General features: G+C 42.7%; 11 protein-coding genes. 6 read left to right on the forward strand and 5 right to left on the reverse strand.

The window, feature by feature from the left end:
• The first annotated feature begins 125 nt into the window (after positions 1-125).
• Genes CXF61_RS04955 through CXF61_RS04965 form a run of 3 tightly spaced genes read left to right on the forward strand, consistent with a single transcriptional unit; the run spans position 126 to position 3503 of the window.
• On the forward strand, positions 126-650 hold the full coding sequence (locus tag CXF61_RS04955) for a spore coat protein U domain-containing protein (RefSeq protein ID WP_227526602.1): 525 nt from the start codon (positions 126-128) through the stop codon (positions 648-650).
• Between the two features lie 5 nt (positions 651-655).
• The gene (locus CXF61_RS04960) at positions 656-1426 is read left to right on the forward strand and encodes a fimbrial biogenesis chaperone (protein WP_193834183.1); all 771 of its coding nucleotides are present in this window, start codon (positions 656-658) and stop codon (positions 1424-1426) included.
• A 7-nt stretch (positions 1427-1433) separates the two neighbouring features.
• Complete coding sequence (locus CXF61_RS04965) at positions 1434-3503, forward strand: fimbria/pilus outer membrane usher protein (protein ID WP_227526603.1); 2070 nt, start codon at positions 1434-1436, stop codon at positions 3501-3503.
• Positions 3504-3529: 26 nt separating this feature from the next.
• Here CXF61_RS04965 and CXF61_RS04970 read toward each other — a convergent pair whose 3' ends face one another.
• Positions 3530-4411 (reverse strand): IS982 family transposase, encoded by an 882-nt coding sequence (locus CXF61_RS04970; RefSeq protein WP_165597390.1) that lies wholly within the window; start codon positions 4409-4411, stop codon positions 3530-3532.
• A gap of 131 nt (positions 4412-4542) precedes the next feature.
• Here CXF61_RS04970 and CXF61_RS04975 point away from each other — a divergent pair, with 131 nt between their 5' ends.
• Together CXF61_RS04975 and CXF61_RS04980 are read left to right on the forward strand one after the other, a co-directional pair.
• Positions 4543-4905 (forward strand): FimD/PapC C-terminal domain-containing protein, encoded by a 363-nt coding sequence (locus CXF61_RS04975; protein ID WP_165597391.1) that lies wholly within the window; start codon positions 4543-4545, stop codon positions 4903-4905.
• Between the two features lie 119 nt (positions 4906-5024).
• The gene (locus CXF61_RS04980; protein WP_193834184.1) at positions 5025-5942 is read left to right on the forward strand and encodes a Csu type fimbrial protein; all 918 of its coding nucleotides are present in this window, start codon (positions 5025-5027) and stop codon (positions 5940-5942) included.
• A 346-nt stretch (positions 5943-6288) separates the two neighbouring features.
• Here CXF61_RS04980 and CXF61_RS04985 read toward each other — a convergent pair whose 3' ends face one another.
• From CXF61_RS04985 to CXF61_RS04995, 3 genes are all read right to left on the reverse strand, one after another.
• Positions 6289-7458, reverse strand: coding sequence for a beta-barrel domain-containing protein (locus CXF61_RS04985; RefSeq protein WP_165597393.1), 1170 nt, complete (start codon positions 7456-7458; stop codon positions 6289-6291).
• Positions 7459-7489: 31 nt separating this feature from the next.
• Positions 7490-9778 carry a type I secretion system permease/ATPase gene (locus CXF61_RS04990; protein ID WP_165597394.1) on the reverse strand — a complete coding sequence of 763 codons (2289 nt, stop codon included), beginning with the start codon at positions 9776-9778 and terminating at the stop codon, positions 7490-7492.
• Between the two features lie 65 nt (positions 9779-9843).
• Positions 9844-11361 (reverse strand): TolC family protein, encoded by a 1518-nt coding sequence (locus tag CXF61_RS04995; RefSeq protein ID WP_227526604.1) that lies wholly within the window; start codon positions 11359-11361, stop codon positions 9844-9846.
• Positions 11362-11663: 302 nt separating this feature from the next.
• Between CXF61_RS04995 and CXF61_RS05000 the strand changes: the two genes are divergently transcribed.
• Complete coding sequence (locus CXF61_RS05000) at positions 11664-12374, forward strand: hypothetical protein (protein ID WP_165597395.1); 711 nt, start codon at positions 11664-11666, stop codon at positions 12372-12374.
• Positions 12375-12449: 75 nt separating this feature from the next.
• On the opposite strand, the gene CXF61_RS05005 is transcribed toward CXF61_RS05000, so the two are convergent.
• Positions 12450-19853: an Ig-like domain-containing protein gene (locus tag CXF61_RS05005; RefSeq protein ID WP_413775326.1), complete on the reverse strand. Its 7404-nt coding sequence runs from the start codon at positions 19851-19853 to the stop codon at positions 12450-12452.
• Positions 19854-19867: the final 14 nt, after the last annotated feature.

Consider the following 19867-nt stretch of genomic DNA (forward strand, 5'->3'; position numbering starts at 1 on the left):
TCAGTGGTCCCCAAATTACCAAAAGCTATGACTTTAGCCTTATGTACGGTGAGGTTCAGTATTTATCTAGTTCAAGAACTTCACATGATCAAAATACTGATAAATTTAAAACTTGGAGCTTTACTATGACTATGCAATTTAAAAAATCCTTAATGACCGCTACATTAGTTACTATTGGTGGTTTCGCTGCTATATCTAGTGCCAATGCTGAAAGTCCTGTCACAAGTAGTTTTGGCGTTAGTATGGACGTTGAATCAATATGTACTATAGATGCCGCTCCTGTAGACGTTGTACTTGCAGCAACTGAAGCAGGTAAAGCGACTACAGCTGTAACAGCAACCACTGACCTTATCTTAAATTGCTCTAAAGGTTCTGTGGCTGTTATTGGTCTAACACCTGCATCAACTGGTAACCTCGACGGTACTGGCACTATGCTTGGAGGAGATGATACACTTGAAGAAGTGGCATATAAATTAACTTCTGGTTCAGCTAGCGGCACTGCTTGGGGCACTACTGATACAGTCTCTACAGCAGCATTCGAAAATTATGCGACCGCTATTACTACTCCTATCTATCTAACAGTAACTGATGCCGCCGACGTTACACCTGGCGCTTACTCAGATACTATTAATGTTTCTGTAGCTTATTAATTCCCATGTTAAGTCTCTGGTTACGCCGTGTGGCGAGACCTGCTGTGATCTCTAGTTTGCTACTGTCTTGTAGCGGTGCAATGGCGAGTGGCCTACAGGTCTCTCCCATCTCTTTAAACTTACAAGCTAGAGAAAACGCCAGTGGCCTGACCCTTAGTAACTCAAGTGACGAAGTGATAAACGCGCAAGTGCGCGTTTATCAGTGGTCACAGGATGAAAAAGGCGATCAGCTCACACCCTCACGAGGATTATTGGCCAGTCCGCCAATGATTAAGCTCAGCCCTAATGACAAACAACTGGTTCGAATTATCCGTGCCAAGGCGCCGCCGCAAGGCGTAGCAGCGGTAGAGGATAGCTATCGAATTTTCGTTAATGAGCTACCTATTAAATCTGCTAAGAAAAAGAGTGGTCTGCAATTTGCGATGAGCTACTCTTTACCTGTATTTGTACAGCCCGTTGGTGTTAATAAAACTGAGCCAAAATTGCAATGGCGCTATAGCGTGCAACCAGATGGTGAGCAAATAACATTACATGTCAGCAATAGCGGTAATGGTCATGCCAAGTTGATTGGTCTGAGCGTTATAGATGCTGCAGGCAATAGCGTGAATCTACATCAAGGTTTGCTAGGTTATGTTTTGCCAGATGCTACTATGAACTGGACACTGAAAATACCGCCCTCTGCCCTGCTAACAGGGACAACAACCGGTAAATTCAAGGTATCGATCAATGGAATTCAGACGATGCAGGACGTCACATTGGACAATTCCACTCGCTAAAGTTGTTTTGTTACAGTGTATAACGGTATCGGTCAGTCACGCTATCGAACCGAATGAGAGGGTCTCTTCTGCGACCGCTTCTACAGATACTACTTCTACAATCATCGAGAATATCAGACAGGCTCAGCTCGGCTTAGACAGTGACAGCACTGAATATTATGAAGCTGAGCTTGATCTGTATCTAGAAGTCACTCTTAATCAAACCAGCTCTGGTTTGGTGCATTTCGTCTACCGCGAAGACCAACTTTGGGCCAACGCTGATGCGCTGCAACAGCTTGGCTTCGTAGTGCCGCCTGATAGCACCGAACTCATACCGTTGAATAGCCTGCCTGACCTCCAGATTGATTACAATGCACGGCGGCAAACGCTGAAGCTTATTGCACCTCTAAACTTACTCGATCTAGACACTACCGTGCGTAATACGCGCAGTAATCAGCGCCTGCAACCTACTGCATCGCCAGGCATGTTATTGAATTATGATATTTACGGTAGTCAAACTCAGGGTAGTGCGAAAAACCTCAGTGCTTTTACAGAGCTGCGTGCGTTTAGTGATCTCGGTGTACTAAGTTCTACGGCATTGACTACAGCCACTCACTCTGCTGGCAATAATGACAAAGATTGGGACGGGCGCACTGTGCGTCTGGATACCAATTGGAGCAAATCATTTCCTGATAAGCTGCTTACGGTTCGTGCTGGTGACATCCTCACAGGCGCGCTGTCATGGACGCGCTCTACGCGCTTAGGTGGCCTACAAATCGGTACCAATTTTGATCTGCAGCCTTATATGGCAACTACCCCATTGCCTTCGTTTTTTGGTTCTGCCACTTTGCCCTCAGCGGTAGAGCTATATGTGAATGGTCTTAAACAATACAGTGGGGATGTACCAACCGGACCATTTGAGCTGCAGACCGCTCCTAGCTTCAGTGGCGTAGGTAATGCCCAGTTGGTAGTTACCGATGCATTAGGGCAGAGCACTACGCTTGAGTTCTCTTTATATGACGCCCATCGTTTGCTACAGCCGGGGCTTTCCGACTGGTCAGTAGAGTTGGGTGCTGTGCGCAAAAACTATGGTAACAAGTCCTTTGATTATGGTGATGATATTGCTGCCAGTGGCTCTTGGCGTTATGGGGTGAGTAAACGCTTTACTGCAGAAACCCATGCCGAAGTAACCGAAGATCTAAGTAATGCCGGAGTCGGCGGTACTTGGTTATTAGGCCGCGCAGGCGGTGTTTTATTTGCGTCACTAGCAGGTAGCAAAAGCCAAGGTGAAAGCGGTTCGCAATACAGCACAAGCTACTCATGGAATAACAGTCGCTTTAATATTAGCGCCCGCGCTACAGGCACGAAAGGGACTTACCGTGACGTAGGTAGTCAATACGGATCTGCACCCGCTCGCCGCAGTGAGCAGATATCTACAGGTTATAGCACTCAATCCTTAGGTAGCTTTGGCATAAGCTATAACCAAGTGTCACTTGCTGATGAGGAAAGCACACAGTTCGCTAGCGCTTATTGGAGTAAATCCTTTGGCCAACGTTTAAGATTGAGGGCTAATCTTAATCAAGACCTCAATGACTCTGCTAATAGCAGAGCCTCTATCGGCGCTTCATTCTCGTTAGGTCGTAATATTTCGATGAATAGCAGTGTTCAGCACACAGACGAGCGTGATGTATTCGTGGCCGATATTTCACAATCTGCGCCAAATTCAGGCGGTATTAATTGGCGCGCACAAGCACGGCACAGTGTAGACAATAACTTAGATAGTAATTCTAATAGGAGTGATAGTAACGATGGATTGGCAGAATTAAGTTACCTTGGTCGCTACGGCCGAATACAAGCGGGTGTCAGCGTCAACGATGACAGTTATTCTACTTATGCCAGTGGCACAGGCTCACTAGTAATGATGGGGGGAGGACTCTTTCCGACTCGTCGAATAAACAGTGGTTTTGCGGTTGTCTCTACTGACGGTATTGCTGATGTGCCCGTACTACTACAAAACAGTCTAATCGGTACTACCAATAGTCGTGGCTTATTGCTGGTCTCGCCACTAAATGCTTATCAAAACCCCAGTTCGGGATAAGCCACATTGTAACTCATTGATACTATTTACAATGTGGCTACCTGTCCCTGCTGAGGCATGTTTTTGATGGTGGGCTTATAGGGAAACCAGCAATAAGCAATTAAACCTGACAGCAAGTTTGTGATAAACCCCGTGACACTACGATGGCGTGAGTGTTCGATTTGGCACAAGTTTTTAAGCTCCCCAAACACCGTTTCAACCAAAGAGCGATGATTGAGTAGTGCCTCATCCATAGGCTCAAGTAATTGGGGTTTCATATTACGCCGAAGTTTGGTTATCAACGTGGTATCATTGTGTTTTGTGAGCCACTCGTTTAGGGCTTTACTGATATAGCCTCTATCCCCAAACACCTTGCCAAACACAGGCGTTGCCATATCCTTAACAGGCACTCTGTCATCCGTATTACCCGCAGTGACTTTAACAGATACAAGCTCGCCCTTATGATTGATAATGGCATGCAGCTTAAAGCCGTAAAACCAGCCCATACTACCTTTACCTCTTTGCGCCATACTCTCAAAGACTTTGTGACGGTAGATACGCTTGTTATGACAAACTGCTATCTTGGTTGAATCAATATAGCTGATACCCGTACAGTCGCCCATCATGCTTTGCAAGTAGCTGCACAGTGGCATGATACTGCGCGGCACAAGCTCTATAAATCGCGAGTAGCTCGGCAGATTTGGAAACGCCCGTTTCATCATGCCAAGCATGTGATGGTAGTAAAACGCCTTAAACTGTCGATACCGCAGTTGATGAAACAGTACCAAGACAGTCATAATCTCTGCTACACTTATCTGGCATGCTCTTAACCTTTGGTGTCCCGTTGCGATTAAATGAGCGTCAAACTCAGGTTTGAATTGCTGATAAAAGTCGTCAATATGGCAGTATAGTTCGGTTAGGTTGTCCATGTAAGAAGTCCTTGTTGTGAAGTTTGTCTTGGTAAACTCACTTTAGCAACTTCGGACTTCTTTTTTTATCTTTTTTTTGAGCCCTTATCCCGAACTGGGGTTATCAAAGTAATAAAGTTAGCATAGACCCTATGGATTTGCCTGCTGATTTGCGGATTGATCAAGTCAATATTGAAGCCACGCCAACTGACCGCGCTGGTACCTTAGTCACATTTGCTATTACACCAGTGCGCTCGGCGTCCGTTATTATTATAGACAGTAGTCAGCAACCACTACCATTAGGTAGTCAAGTACGCTTACTTACCAACAAAGATATACCAGAAGCTATCATCGGTTTCGATGGTGAAGTATATCTAGATACGCTGGATGAGCATAATGTGCTAGAGATAACTAACCCCTCTGGTGACATCTGCACTATCGGTTTTGACTATCATAAGCAGGGTGATGAGATCCCACTAATTGGTCCTCTCGTCTGTTCAAAGGTACAAACATAATGCAACGATTACAAATAAAGATATCTCCATGGCGTTACAGTATATTGTTGTCACCTATCATACTGTGGTTCACGGCAGTAAGCTCGCATGCAACATTAAATGTTAGTTGTCAGGCCAACATGAATACTGGAGTTATAAATATTAGCAATACTATTACAACTGCTAATGCTGAGAGTGCAAATATCACTGGCAATTTGGAATACAGCTGTACCAATACTGGCGACACTGCTGGATATGTTTCTGTTTGCCTTGCGGCTAATGGTGGCAACACACCTAACGCTGTAAACCCGCGTTATATGAACACAGCATCTAATACTCATAAATTGGCGTTCGATATGACACTGCCAAATGGTAAGACTTGGGGAACTCGCACTTTTGGTTTTGGAGAGGAATACAGCTCAGGCGCAATATATATTCCAGCCAGATCTACTGAGTTAGGGCAGAGTAATATTTCAGACCGAGTTGTTATCAGTACGTCTCTAATCCCGAATAATGGCAATGCTTTAGCCATACCAGGAACTTATACCAATAACTTTAATGGCGATTTGACATTTAAAGCCGCAGAACAATCAGGCTCAACTGACTGCTTAGAGGGAGCTCAAGATAATAGCAATCCATTCTCGTTTACAGTCCAAGCTACTGTCATTCCCAGCTGCGAAATCACTGCCAAACCGACTGACATCAATTTAAATAACATTGCGGCAAGCGCGATTAATACCAGAGGTAGCACTAGTATTGGTGTAAACTGCACTAATGGTGCTCCCTACACCATTGGCTTGACACCTTCCAACGGCAACGAAAATGGTAAAGGCGACATGACTAGTACTAGTCCTAATAGCGATGTGATACCTTATCAATTACAATCTGTTGCTGGAACAGCATGGGGCAATACCCTTACTGCTGAAAGCGTGGGAAATGGTGTGGCTTATAATGGTACCGGAGTAAATCAATCACATACTGTGTATGCTATCGTACCTAGCGCTGACGTCAAGCCAGATCACTACTCTGACATAGTAACTATTAGTGTGAATTATTGATAAAGCCTGTTACTTTATCAGTGATTAAATCCTTATTTGCGTTATGTGGAGAACTGTACCAAAAGTTGGTTGGTAGTTGTAGTAGGTAATCAGTACCAAACTACTAGCGTCATTATTAAAAAAAATTTTGCTAAGCAAACATCTGATGTGCTCCAGACTTAGTCAATACCGTTATTTAAGAAACTATTCCCATAAGATCATTTTATGTTACTTAGTTTACCTCTACGGTTTCTTCAGCATAGCTCAAACTGCTCACGTCTAAAGAGCTTATCTTTTTCTGGGCGAATGTAAGCACACATTGAAAGTCTGACACTACGTGTTGGATGTATCTCATCCATAATAAAACCTAACGCTCACCTAAGCCTTCAGAGAAGGTTTTGGTCAATGGCTTAGTCAGATAGGACAGTACTGAACGCTGTTGCGCCTTTATATCAACTGAAGCAGTCATGCCAGGCTTGATTACAATCTCATCACCACGACCTGCAAACTCAGCCCCTGTTATTCTTATTTGCGCGCGGTAGTAAGGCTCTTCTCCTTTTGGTGTCTGCTCCATAAGCGTATCGGGACTGATATACACCACCGTTCCATTCATCGCACCAAATATTGAATAGTCATAAGCATCAAGTTTGACCGTTGCTTCCTGCTGCTCTTTTACATAAGCGATATCTATAGGACTAATTTTGGCCTCGACAATCAAATCACTACTGGTCGGTAGTATCTCCATAATAACTTCACCAGGTTTCACAACGCCGCCAATAGTGGTAATTAAGATATTATTAACCTTACCTTCTGTAGGAGCAAATAGTTTTTTTTCTTCTAATACCTGATTATAATCTCGTAGCTGCTCTAACTCTACATTTAGCTCTTCTTGCGCTTTGGTCATCTCCGCTTGTGCCTCTTCGAAGTACTTATTACGCTTATTAGTGATTTGTGCTTGGATATCTGCTACTTGCCGGCGCAGCTTAATTACATCCGCTTGGCTGACATCACCGTATGCTAGTAGCGGCTCATTCATGCTCAGTTCTTGATTGGCAAGTACCATCATCTTCTGTAAGGAGCTGACATCTTGATCGATAGCTTGACGACGACGGTTATAGAGTTGCTTTTGGTTTTCAACGTACTTTGTATAAGCTTTAATTTCATCAGGAAACACTAATTCACGCTCAAATATTTCGGCCTCTAGCCTTGCTAGACGAGCTTTGAGCGCAGCAATTTTGGAGTCAGAGTTAGAAACGGCTGCTTGTGCTCGCTCCTCTTCTAAGGTGACAATTAGCTGCCCTTTTTTGACTTCCTCACCCTCTTTGACCAAAAGCTCAGTCAAGACACCACCATCCAAGGCTTGAATATCTTGGGTGCGAGCGCTTGCTATAACGGTTGCTGTTGCCCGCGTAACTTGATCAATTTGGGCAAAATAAGCCCAAACTACTAAGGCAATAATACCAAAGAGTGCGCCCCAAATAATGATACGAGTACGCCCAACTTTAGGGTCTTGAGCTTTATACTGATATTGATTCATGGTCTCAACCTAAATTATGATAGTGATGGCATTACTCATCAGTTTTTAACTCAATACTTGAGGGTTTTTGGCTAATAACACGCACTTGTGGCTTACTGACTTTCGCTGACATTTTATTAGTTTTTTGTGGCGCTTCATTGGCTTTTAGCTGCTCAAGCACTCGATCTTTAGGTCCATCCATGACAATTTTTTGATTATCCATAATAATAATACGATCAACCAATTGGAGTAAGGGCATTTTATGAGTGGAAACAATGAGCGTGTGATCTTTACCAAATTCTTTTTTGAGCACCTCAATACATTTTAGCTCTTGGCGATTATCCATCGACGCGGTTGGCTCATCCATCAGTAATATCGAAGGCTTAGTCAATATCAGACGAGTAAAAGCGACTAGCTGCTTTTGACCACCAGATAAGCCTTTGCCGCCCTCACTAATCGGTAAGTCTAAGCCACTTGAATGACTAGCGACTAGCTTAATCAAGCCGGTTTGCACTAGGGCATCACGCATTACGTCATCACTAGGAGCTGGTAGCCCAATTAATAAGTTTTCTCGTAAGGTTCCCTCAAATAAGCGGTGATCTTGCTGCAGATAACCGACTTGCTCACTTAGAGATGCACGACTAATCTGTTGAATGTCTAGCCCATCTAGTAGTATACGACCTTGCGATGGCGCGTATAGCCCTGACAACACCTTGAGTAAAGTCGACTTGCCTGAACCAATCGGCCCTAACACTGCAATGCGCTCGCCAGCATTGATTTTGAGCGTATTAATAGATAAGGCAGGTTGATCATTATTCTGATAATTAAAGCTAACTTTATCTAGAACGAAGTTACCCATAATGCGACTGGGTGATAAAGGGTGGCTGACGCCATGGTTGTCTTGCTCCAAGGAGAATAACTGTTCGATATTAAGCTTGGCAGCCTTGGCATGAGAATGCTGTACAAGTAGATTAGGAATACTCATAATCGGGGCTAGAATACGACCGCCTAGGATAGAACACGCAATCAAGCCGCCCATAGTCATGTCACCAGACATCACCACAAACGAGCCGACAATCACAATTCCCACATAACTGGTTTGTTGAATCATCTGCGATAAATAACTCAAATTGTCATTGGCGTGCTTCATATCGAGATCATTTTTGGTGGTGATATTCATCACATCGAGCCAGCGTGATAAAAACTTCCAATTACCAGCGCCAGCTTTGATAGTCTCAACCCCCTCTACCGTCTCAACCAAAATACCAGTCTTACGATAAGAGGCCTGCGCCCCAACAGCGGCGATACTATCGATCTTTTTGCGAGCGCCGATACCTAACAAAATGGCGATAATGGCCGCTACGATAGGAACTAAAGCGACCAAAGGATTACCGATCACCACAATCAAAGTCACAAAGATAACGGCCATCGGAATATCGACTAAACCAAATAAAGTACTTGCGGTATAAAACCCACGAACTTGCTCGTAACCGCGTAATTGCGCGGCCATCGAACCCACCGATCCTGGCATCTGATCGATACGAACATTCAATAAGCGTTGGAATACTTCACGCGATAGATATTGATCAAGATTGACTACTACCTTGTCCATAATCTTTGAGCGCGCAAACTTCATAAAAGTTTCGAACAAAATGACCAAGCCCACCCCACTAGCTAGGATTATAAGCGTATATTCGCTACGAGTAGGAATGACGCGGTCATAGACCTGCATCGAAAATAACGATACCGCTAGTGCTAGCATGTTGATCAAGAAGGAAGCAACTACAGCTTCAACAACGATGCCGCGATAATTTTTCAAATCTTTTTTGAGGAGTTGATCAAAAGAGACTTGCTTACGTTTACTAGGCTCATCCTCTAGGCGAATACGTAGCAAGTGTAAAAAATCATCACTGCTATAGGCAGTGGTATTATCGGACTGCTGAAAGCGCCATAACCCTTGTGGATTTTGTTGACGAATAATGCCCCAACCTTCAGTAGGATGTAATGCAAGCAGCGGTAAAAAGGCAGCGTCCGGAGCCAGTAGCACTTCTGGCAATTGCTCTATATCGAGCTGCTGTAGCACATTAATAATACCCGCAATCGTTCGTAAATCCTCACGCTTTCGATTGATAACCCCATGTAAACGCACGCTATCAACAGGATAGCCTTGTTGCGTCAATAAAGTATGCAGCGCGGCCGATAGCTGAGAGGCTAGCACGAATGAAGCGTTCTCTATTTCTATAAGTTCGGATTGAGCAGGCAGATTAGACATATCAATAGTATCAGGCGGTAGATGACTATCAGGCGTTTGATTATTCGAGGCAGGTAGAGAAGAGCTCATAACGATGGTATCTCATTAGTTAACTATTTATAAACGCTCAGATTATGCAATGAACAGCTATTATTTTATTCCATAGCGTCATTCAATATGATTTCTGACTGAGTCTGTCTAAAACGCTGATCATACAAAATAGCTTCATCGTAGTTGCTGTCATCGCTATCACTAACTTCTACGGAAGAGTAAGTTTGAAAACCGTTTTGACTGTCTATCGATGTCATAGTCTGCTCCTCTGTAGGGACGACACTATTATTAATTGCCACTAGAGTCGGCGTAGTCATAATGGATTTAGAATTACCGGCATCTGGTTTGACTAACCAGCTTTTGACAGAGTCTATTGGTCTAAAGAGAGGTTCTGATTGACGGCTTTGATCAAACTGTTGCCAAGACATCATACCAAAATCAACCTGCAACTTATAATAAGAGGCAATAATAGAAGCTCTCGTCTCAACCAACTGTATCTGATATTGAGAGTGCTCACGTACGGCATTCAATACCTCAAGCCAAGACTTACGTCCCGCGATAAACTGCCGACGATAAGAACTAACAACAATTTGGGCGCCGGCGACTGCCGCAATTAATGAGCGTTCTTGATCTTTGGCACTAGCAAACTGTTGGTATTGGGTCTGTATGGTTTCGAGCACCAGTCTTCTTGATGCCTCTTTTGATTGCACCAAACTCTGTACGCGAGACTCCGAAGCTTTAGCTAACGCTAGATTAGACAGACCCGCCCCTGGATCGTAACTTAGACCGACTGAAAACTCACCTTCATTATCATTAGACTCACTATCATGATAGTAATCGTATTCATATTGGGCGTAAAAAGTAGGATAGCGTGCAGACTGTAGGGCCATAACTCCCTGCTTTGCCGCTTCAACCTGATAATGCTCTTTGACCACCGTAGGATTATAAAAGCTAGCTTGATCAAAGGCCATTCTCTCAAAAGCTTGCGAATAACCTTTGGCTTGATTGACAAGTTCGGCCAAGTTAGGCGCTGGCAAATCAGTTTCTGATAGTCTAAGACCAGTAATTTGCTGCAAGCGGGCGATAGCAATACGCTGCTGCTCAACCGCAGATTGATAGGCATTTTGTTCCTGCAAAATACGATTGGTCACCAAATCTAATTCAATACGAGCAGAAACTCCCTGTGAAACTCGGCGCTGCATCATGGCTTCAAACTCGGTCAACAATTTTAAACTATCAAAATAAACCCCTTGCTTGGTCAGCGCAGTCATATAACTTTGCCAAGCTTCTATCGTGGTTTTTGCTACTTGGTTCTGCCGCTCATAAGTGTATTCTTTTGCCGCTTTATCATCGAAAATAGCCTGATTGACATTGGCGGTGAGCTTACCTCCTGTCCATAACGACTGTCTAATCTGTAGCTGTGAGACCATACCGTCATCGCGATCATAGCCTGATGATACTGTAGGAGAAGGTAACAGATTCAGTTTCGCAGCTCTAATACTCTCAGTAGTAGCTTGCTGTTCAGCGCGAGCTGAACCTACCAAAGGATGGCTTTGAATCGCTTGATCGATAAGCTGATTCATATTGGTATCGGCGCTGCTAGCGCTAGCTAAGCTAGACATTAATCCAGACAACGTTAGACATAACATACCAACTGACAGCCGCTGCCAGTTACGTTTAGTCAGCACTACTATAGTGAGAGCTGGTCTTATGGCTGGAAAATGTGAATAAATAGTCATTCTGATATGCTGAATCCTGCGGTAGGTAAATTAAAGAGATATAAATCGCGCATCATGGCATTACCCTCATCTTATAGGACATTTTTATATAGGTAATAATAATTATAACCGATATAGTACTAGAACAATTATTATAGTGATAACCAGTCATTACTCCCTTAAAGCTACCTTAAGGATCAAAATATATGCCTAAATCTTTACCACCAACTAAACCGGTAAGACCTAGAGACAAGTCGATGTTAGCTATTGTCTTGGCAGTACTGCTACATATTGTAGTTGCCATTGTAATCTACTTTACAGTGTTTGATAAAGAGCGGCCCATCACTGTACCGACTGTTATTGCCGATAATGAACAGTCAGTATCGGCAGCTATGGTGGCAGATGAAAAGCTATCTACTGCCAACCCAAAGGATTTGATAGACCAAATAAAATCTTCAAAAAGCGTTAATAGTCATAAAAAAAACTCTGCGTCCATCAGTACTAATAATATCTCAGCTAATGAAAGTACTACATCGAAGCAAAAACCCGAAGTCATAACTAATAGCAGAGATACAGTAGCGCCAACAGTAATTTTATCAAAAAACGACAATATCATAACTGACGTAGAGTCCACCACTAATAAAACACCAGCCCAGGCTGAATATAAACTCAAACAAACCCAAGAGTATCAACAGCTAGATAAAGACATTGATCAAGATAATGAACAACTCTCTAAACTCATTGATGAGGTAAAAAAACGCAATCAGAGTCAAATTCAACAGCATCACCTACCTAATAAAGCAAGTGAGACTCCAAGCGATAATACACCTAGGATTCAGCACGATTATCCTATTACACCTATTAATACACTAACAGCAGTGACAGATAGCAAGAATAACGTGCAGACAGATCAATAATTTCAATGCCAAAAGCCATAACTAATTATGGCTTTTTTGCTTATCTCAAAGTCAGTTATAACACTAAAACAGCGCTTATATCACAGTGATATCGGTATCGACATATAAAGTCACTGCTGGGTTTACTGTGCTTTGATACTGATCGTAACCTGCTTGATTGGAGCTTTGCTGTTTTGTAAAATCATTAGTAGTTAATGACACTGAATCATTATTATCCCCATTGATAAATAGCGTGTTGCTGCTATCGGTCATATTGATCACATCACTGGTAGCTAGGTTAATTAATGACTGAGCGCCAGCGCCCAGCTCAATCACTTCCATGTTATCAATCACGCTACTATCAAAGCTGCTAAAGTCGATACTGGTATCCACTAGTAGAGTATCAAGACCAACCCCGCCATCCATTAATGTATTGTCTGCTGCAAATACTAACGTATCATCTCCAGCACCGCCTCGTAGCGTATCTGCGCCAGCATTACCGCTTAGGAAGTCATTACCTGCACCGCCCTCTAGCACATCTTTGCCTGAGCCACCGATTAAGGTGTCATTACCAGCGCCGCCTTTATAGTTGACCGCGCTACCTTGACCTGACGCATCGAGAATATCATCTTCTATACCACCCTCAAATACAGAGGTAAATTCAATATCGACTAGCACTGGTTTAGTCACAGGAGTAGATACGTTACTCATACTTCCAGTAGAGTCAACTGTACTGAGCGTAAAGTTGAGATTACCATCAAGTGGTACTGAAGATTGAATCTGCAGATCATTGATTTGCTCAGGCTTGATTCCCGTTATGGTATAGCTATTACCATTCCAAGTGATATCAAGAACAGCGTTAGGATCGCTCTTGACTCTAAAGCGTAGCACATCATCGGTTAATGCTGTGCCATTGTCTGTGATAACTATAGTCACGGTTTCACTACCATCTACGTCTATCATACTAGCATTTAGATTCAGTAGTGCCCACTTACCTTGAGAGCCTAATACCGTAGTGGGATTGAAAGTTACACCATCAGCGATAGGTGTGACCACAAGATCGATAATCAATGGCTCGCTGACGCTACCACTATTATTGATAACTTTTATCTCAATATCTTCTATAGTGCCACTAATATTTTCAGGAGGCTTGATGAATATATTACTGGTCTCGCCATTAACAGCTGCCCCTAAATTAGAGGTGTTTATTGACCATAAGTTATTGCCATCACTATCTATATCTCCGTTATTATTAGCGATTACTTTGACTCCGCTATTATTGGTGTAGTACACCACATAGCCATCAGGAATATTATCCAGACTAATAGCAGCTGCCGTATCGCCTTCATCGATATTAGTAATTTTATAATTGATAGCAATGAAGCTATCCTCATCGCCAGTCGCTACCGCGCTAGAGCCATTAGTACTACTGGTTATTTTAAGATTATCAGGCTGCTTTGATACACTGACATTATAAGTATGCTCATAGGTTAGCGTACCGCTATCATGTCCTGAGATATCACTGACTTCTTTGTGCGCAGTATATACCTTAATATTGGCTGTACCATCTGCGTTTTCAGCAGGGGTATATTTAATCGTGATATTATCTGGTGGATTTATACCATTTACAGAATCATCACTATCCGCCACATTTAAGACATAATAAGTGCCAGCAGGGATATTACCAACAGCATTAGCTAGTAATGTGACTTTCTGTAATACATTACCACTAGCGTCTGTCAATACTCCAGCAGGTCCAGTACCTGTTACTAGCTGATTCTCATTAAGTTGGATATATAGCTTGCCATCGATCAGCTGTACATAATCACCATCTGCTTTATTCTTTAAGTCAATATTAATATTAACAGTAGTATCTTCAGCGGTCTGCACGATGGTGTTTTTGCCAGCTTCATCCATTGGATCAGTTAATGGCTTTATCGTGACCTTAACATCATTTATTGTAGTTACATCCTCACGCCCATCACTATCCAAAGCGGTAAATATCACATCAAAAGTAATATCCTGATTGGCTCCAGATACGTTGGTACTAAAGTTGAGCGGTGGTGTCACTGTAATGGTGTCAAGCGCCTGTTCTGGAGTGAGGTTACTGGCTTCTTTAACTTCAATAAGATATATTCCATTGACTTGCTGTATGCTAACATCACCACTACTGCTCTGTACCGCAGTACCTGCTGGTAGATCACTGATAAAGAAAGTATAGGCGATTACGGGTTTTGAGAGACCAGAGACCAAGGTGGCGTTTAATATATTGCCCAATACTATACTGGTATCCTCGTTTGACTGTGATGGTGCGGTTGGCTCTTTGCCAAAATTATTAATCAACGTAGCCGTATTAGTAGGGTCATTACTTTCATCAGTAGGTCTAGTCAGAACGATATTAATGGTTTGAGTAGCGCGCGCTTCCCCACCATCACGACCGTCTCCATTGATATCTTGGGTGACGCCAGTTACCTTAATCGCGAACGTACCTTCAGGAATGTTAGGGCTGGTTTTATTAAGCTCCAATACCAGCTGGTAGGTCGCTGAACTGGTAGCAATAGCTGTATTTGGTATATCAACATACCATATACTATCTGACAGTATACCCCCTACTACAATCAGTCCTTCAGGGACATCTGTGACCTCTAAACGGGTAAAGCTCTCTGAACCATCTTTATCTGGTGAATTCATAGCGACGGTCACCGATAAAGTATCATCCATCCCGCTGTTATTAATGGTATTGTCTGTTGAGCTCAGGGTGATGATTGGCTGGTCAGTGACTGCTTGGAAAGTTACATTGACTAGTTGGCCGTTAATAACTGGTGAAGTAGTATTAATAACTGATCCATCAGCTAGTGTTGTACTATCGGTATACGTATAGCTAAACGGAATATCGATAGAATTATCACTATGCAACTTATCATTATCATATTTAAAATCCACTTTTTGGCTGGCATTAATAGTAATATTTTGACCAGCAGTAAGTGTCACACCAGCACCATCTAGCTGTAACAGCAAATCATTCGCTAATAAGAAATCAGCAGAGATGATGATCGTCTCTAACGCCTCATAACCTGACGCTTTGTTAGCGATATTCACCGTATCATTGCTCTCAAAAGCAGCTTTGAAATTTATGGTAGTCCACAAATCTTCAGTGGCAATGATTTGCGGATTATTCATTTTACTATCGGCGGCATCTGGTTTTATTAAGATAGAGACTGGTTTGGTACCATGACTAGCACTGTTTCCTGATCCTGTCTCTGTAGTTGTACCCGTAATAGTAAAATTAACGTCACCAGCAAAGTTATTGGGTACTTTTAATTGAGCCGTGTTATCTTTTAGGGCTTCTAGAGTGACTGACCATACTCGTCCTGTACCACTACCTCCCAAGAAGGTAACGCCCGCACCTGACAAGTCAAAACCTGCAGGCAATCCTTTAACGCTATAAACAACCTGTTCCGCTGTTGGCGAGCCATTATCATAAGGATTTATATTACTAACATTAGCGAATAGACTCGACATTGCGATAGTGCTGGTACCATTTGCCGTCGCCTCATCAGTGACATAAGTATAATTTTTGCCATTATCAGTCATCACTTTTAGGCTATCGTTGGAGATAGTATCAGCCTTACCATTAACTTTTACAGATAGGGTCAGCTGCGCACTTGGCGCACTAATGTCACCATCGATTTCTGTACTAGTTGAGGATACTTTTAGTGCTACAGTACCACTATAATTCTCAGCTGGGACGAGATATAGATTCTTTACAGCATTCGTATAGTCATTGATGGTTACAGAGCCACTTGTGATAGAGACTTCGGTTATTGTCGTACCATTATCAATATATAGCTTCGCTCCTACTGGAATATCACTGATAGTCACATTATAAGTCTCAGAACCATCATTATCCCGTGAGCTTGGGGTAATCTTTAATGGAATACCCGCAGCAGGATTGATATCAGTACTCATATTGGCAGCAGTATCACGCTTATTACCACCGACTATTGCTTGATCCTCATTACCAATAGCAGGAGAAACCGCTAATGTCGTTGGATCAGCTACTCCTTTGACTACAAAGGTTAGATAGCTCTCACCACTAACTACTGGCGTAGTACTGGCTCCTGTATCTTCATCATAGTCGATAGTTTTTGCTTGGACTTTTACGACTGTACTAGCGCCACTCGCTAAGTTGTAATCACTATAGTTCAATGGTGGCTTGACAGTGACGCTGTTTAGATAAGCCGCTGGAATATCCACCCCTGAACCATTATCGGTCAGGTTTATGACTACGCTATTTTTGGTATAACTAAAGACAGCACCCACTACTGACGTAAACACACCACCTACGCCATCTACCTTATTGCCAAAGCTTAAGTGAGCATAAGTCTCTTCTGAATCTTTAGGGTCAGCGGTATGAGACTCTTGACCAAAGTTGACGGTATCATCTTGATTTGACCAACCCGTTTGTAATCTAAAGCTACCGTTGGTACCAAGATTAAATGATGCGTCCTCATTAGCCTTAGCTGTATAGGTATGATTTGGATTAATAGTCAAATCATCTATCGCATCACTATCAGTACGTCCTCCAACCACTTCGGCAACTGGAGTCACGGTTACTTTTTTAGCGGGTAGCGTCGTTGTAGTTTCTACGTTAACACCGCCATCATCATCGATGTCTTTGCTGGTTACTTTGAACACAAAACTCGCATCTTTTGAGGACTGCGCTGGCGGCTTAATAGATAATCCCCCTAAGAAGGTATTGAGGTTAGTCACACTAGAAGTATCTATACTAATCGTGGTACCGCCTGCTGCCCCTACTGTGCTGCCGCTAGTATTGGTATAGGTCCACCCTTCTAACAATGTAAACTCAATCTTTGTGATAGTCTCAGGGTTAGTGCTGTTAGTACCTGATTTATCATCAAGCACTCTGAAGCCAAAGGTATCAAGGGTAACCGCTGTATCTTCTGTTGTACTAATCGCGTTAGAGGTTATCGCGACTTGACCCGCTACTGGCGTAACCGTTAGGTTGACATTCACTGTACCAATCAGCTCTATAGAGGCATCTTTCTGAATACCAGTAAGAGTTGAGTTAAGATCAGAGTCAGCATCATGATCTTGAGTGTATAGCGATACGGTAATACCGCTCATATCTTTTGAATCATACTCTGCTGACTTAATACTGATTTTTGGCATAGTACCGCCTGCGGCAACTAGACTAGTCCCAGTAATAGCACCACTACCGTTTTGGGTAGCGCCGATTAATAATTGACCAGTAGCATCAACCGTATAGAGCGTTGCTGTACTGCTGCCCGCAGGCGTAAACTCAACGATTGCGCCAGGGTTTAAGCCTTTTAGTACAAAGCCATAAGTCTCTTTATTACCAGTACCGCCTACTAAGTCACCAAAGGTAGTTGTTATCGGCAGTGCAACAAATTCATTTTCTGTACGAGTAACGGTCAAAGTCCTATCAACGACCCCTGCACCTGACTGGTAGCTAAAACTGCTAGCATCGTCGCCGCTTGCGTTGTTAGTAGCGCTATCTGTCACCGCTTGAACATCGACATTAACTTTGACCGTAGTAGTAGCCCCTGCAATGGCGTTGCCTCCTGTAGTCACTATAGTTCCATTACTATCTACCTTAATCACACTACCACTATTATCCACCTCAAATTCTGTGGCGGACATATTGATAGAGATGTTCGTAGCATTGTCTCTAGGCGGAGTTAACTCTAGTCCCTCAAACTCAGCCTTAGTCATCGTAATAGTTGGTGTACCAGGGTTACTAATGATTTTACCTTCGGTCACAAAGTCACTTATTAGTACGGTGATATTGTTACCTGTTGAGGTAAAGCTGGTACTACCATAACTCAATACTGCGCCATTAGGAACGCCACTTAAGGTAATTAAGCCAATACGTTCTGGATTATCAGTAAAGTTGCTAGTCCCATCGAGGTCAGTCTTGTCCGTGATCGTAGGTGCTTTTAGTCCTAGCGCGACTTTTGTATCCTCAGGCGTTGAGACGCTAACTGCCGTGAGACCAGGTCCATCCGATACTGGATCGACGGTAATATTGAGCTTCTCCTCACCATTGAATCGATTAGGATTGGTGCTAGCTAAGCCGTTTGATACTTGTACTGTGATCTCAGGAACTTTGCCACTGAAGTTAGCCACTGGGGTGAAAGTATAGCTGCCATCACTATTAATAACGATGCTACCTATCTTAACCGTATCTATAGTGACATCTTTGGCTGTGTTACTGCCTGTGGCCACGGTTACTAGATAGGACGTACCATTGATAGAATAAGACTCTACCGTTAATTTTTCGCCAAAATCAATATCGTTTGTATCATTGCTAAACAGATTAGCGGCAAGTAAATTATCTTCTTGAATACGGGCTGTATCATTGACCAAAATCGGATTGTCATTAGTACCAGTAATAGTGACCTCAACATAGCGTACGCTACTGCTGCTAAGCTCATTACCATTAGCAACGGTCGTGATACCCTTACCATCATTGACTTGTACGGCATAACGAATAGTAACGCTTTGTCCTACAGGAATAAAATCAAGTGCGGTACTGGACGCATTAATATTCCAATTACCTGAGCTATTATCAGTTTTAGTTACAGAAAATATGTTCTCTAATGCTGTCTTTTGCGCATTAGTCAAGGAAGTCAAAGTATTACCACTACCATAACTGAACTGATTCTGAGCTTTTACATAATTAAGGGTTAAGATATCAGTCGTATCTACATCAGTGAAGTTGATCATCCCTGATTGAGTAATAGATATCTTATCCGTCTGCTCTACAATCTGTTTGGAATCGATAACACCAGCAGCGGTAGCACCATTAGTAATAACAGGTCTATCGTTAGTACCTGTTATGGTGATAGTAAGACTTGAAGTTGAGGTCTGACCATCTTGATCGGTAATAGTATAGGTAAAGACTTCCGTTACTTCCTGATCTTTAGCAAGCGCTTGTACGTTTGCACTGGCATTGTTCAAGGTATAACTATATGAGCCATCAGCATTTTTGGTAACGCTACCATAATTGGCAGTTTCACTACCCCAAGTAAGGTCTTGAGTTGGCGTATTGCCTAGATTATCGTTAGTTAATACGTTACCAGTTACGTTATATGATCCTAGATCTTCTGTAAGGGTTTTGGAATCAGGATTGGCATTAGGATTTAGATTCGGATAATCCAAAGTAATGGTTGCTTGATTGGATTTTAGACCACCAGTGTCAGATACCACATATTTGACAGGTGTTGGATCAGAATTAAAGTTGCTAACAGGAGTAAAGGTGACAGCACCTGTCGTAACATTAACCGTCCAAGTGCCCTCACCTTTGACTACTAAACTTGTAACCTCATTACCTAAAGAATCAATAAGCTTAACTGTTTTTGGATCAATATTACTTTCAAGATCCGCGTCATTGCTAATAACGTTAATGGTAGTTGGCTGTCCACTTATACCATTGCTATTGTCATTCACTGCAATAGGCGCATCATTGA

The organism is Psychrobacter sp. 4Dc, assembly GCF_002836715.1.
GTDB lineage: Bacteria > Pseudomonadota > Gammaproteobacteria > Pseudomonadales > Moraxellaceae > Psychrobacter.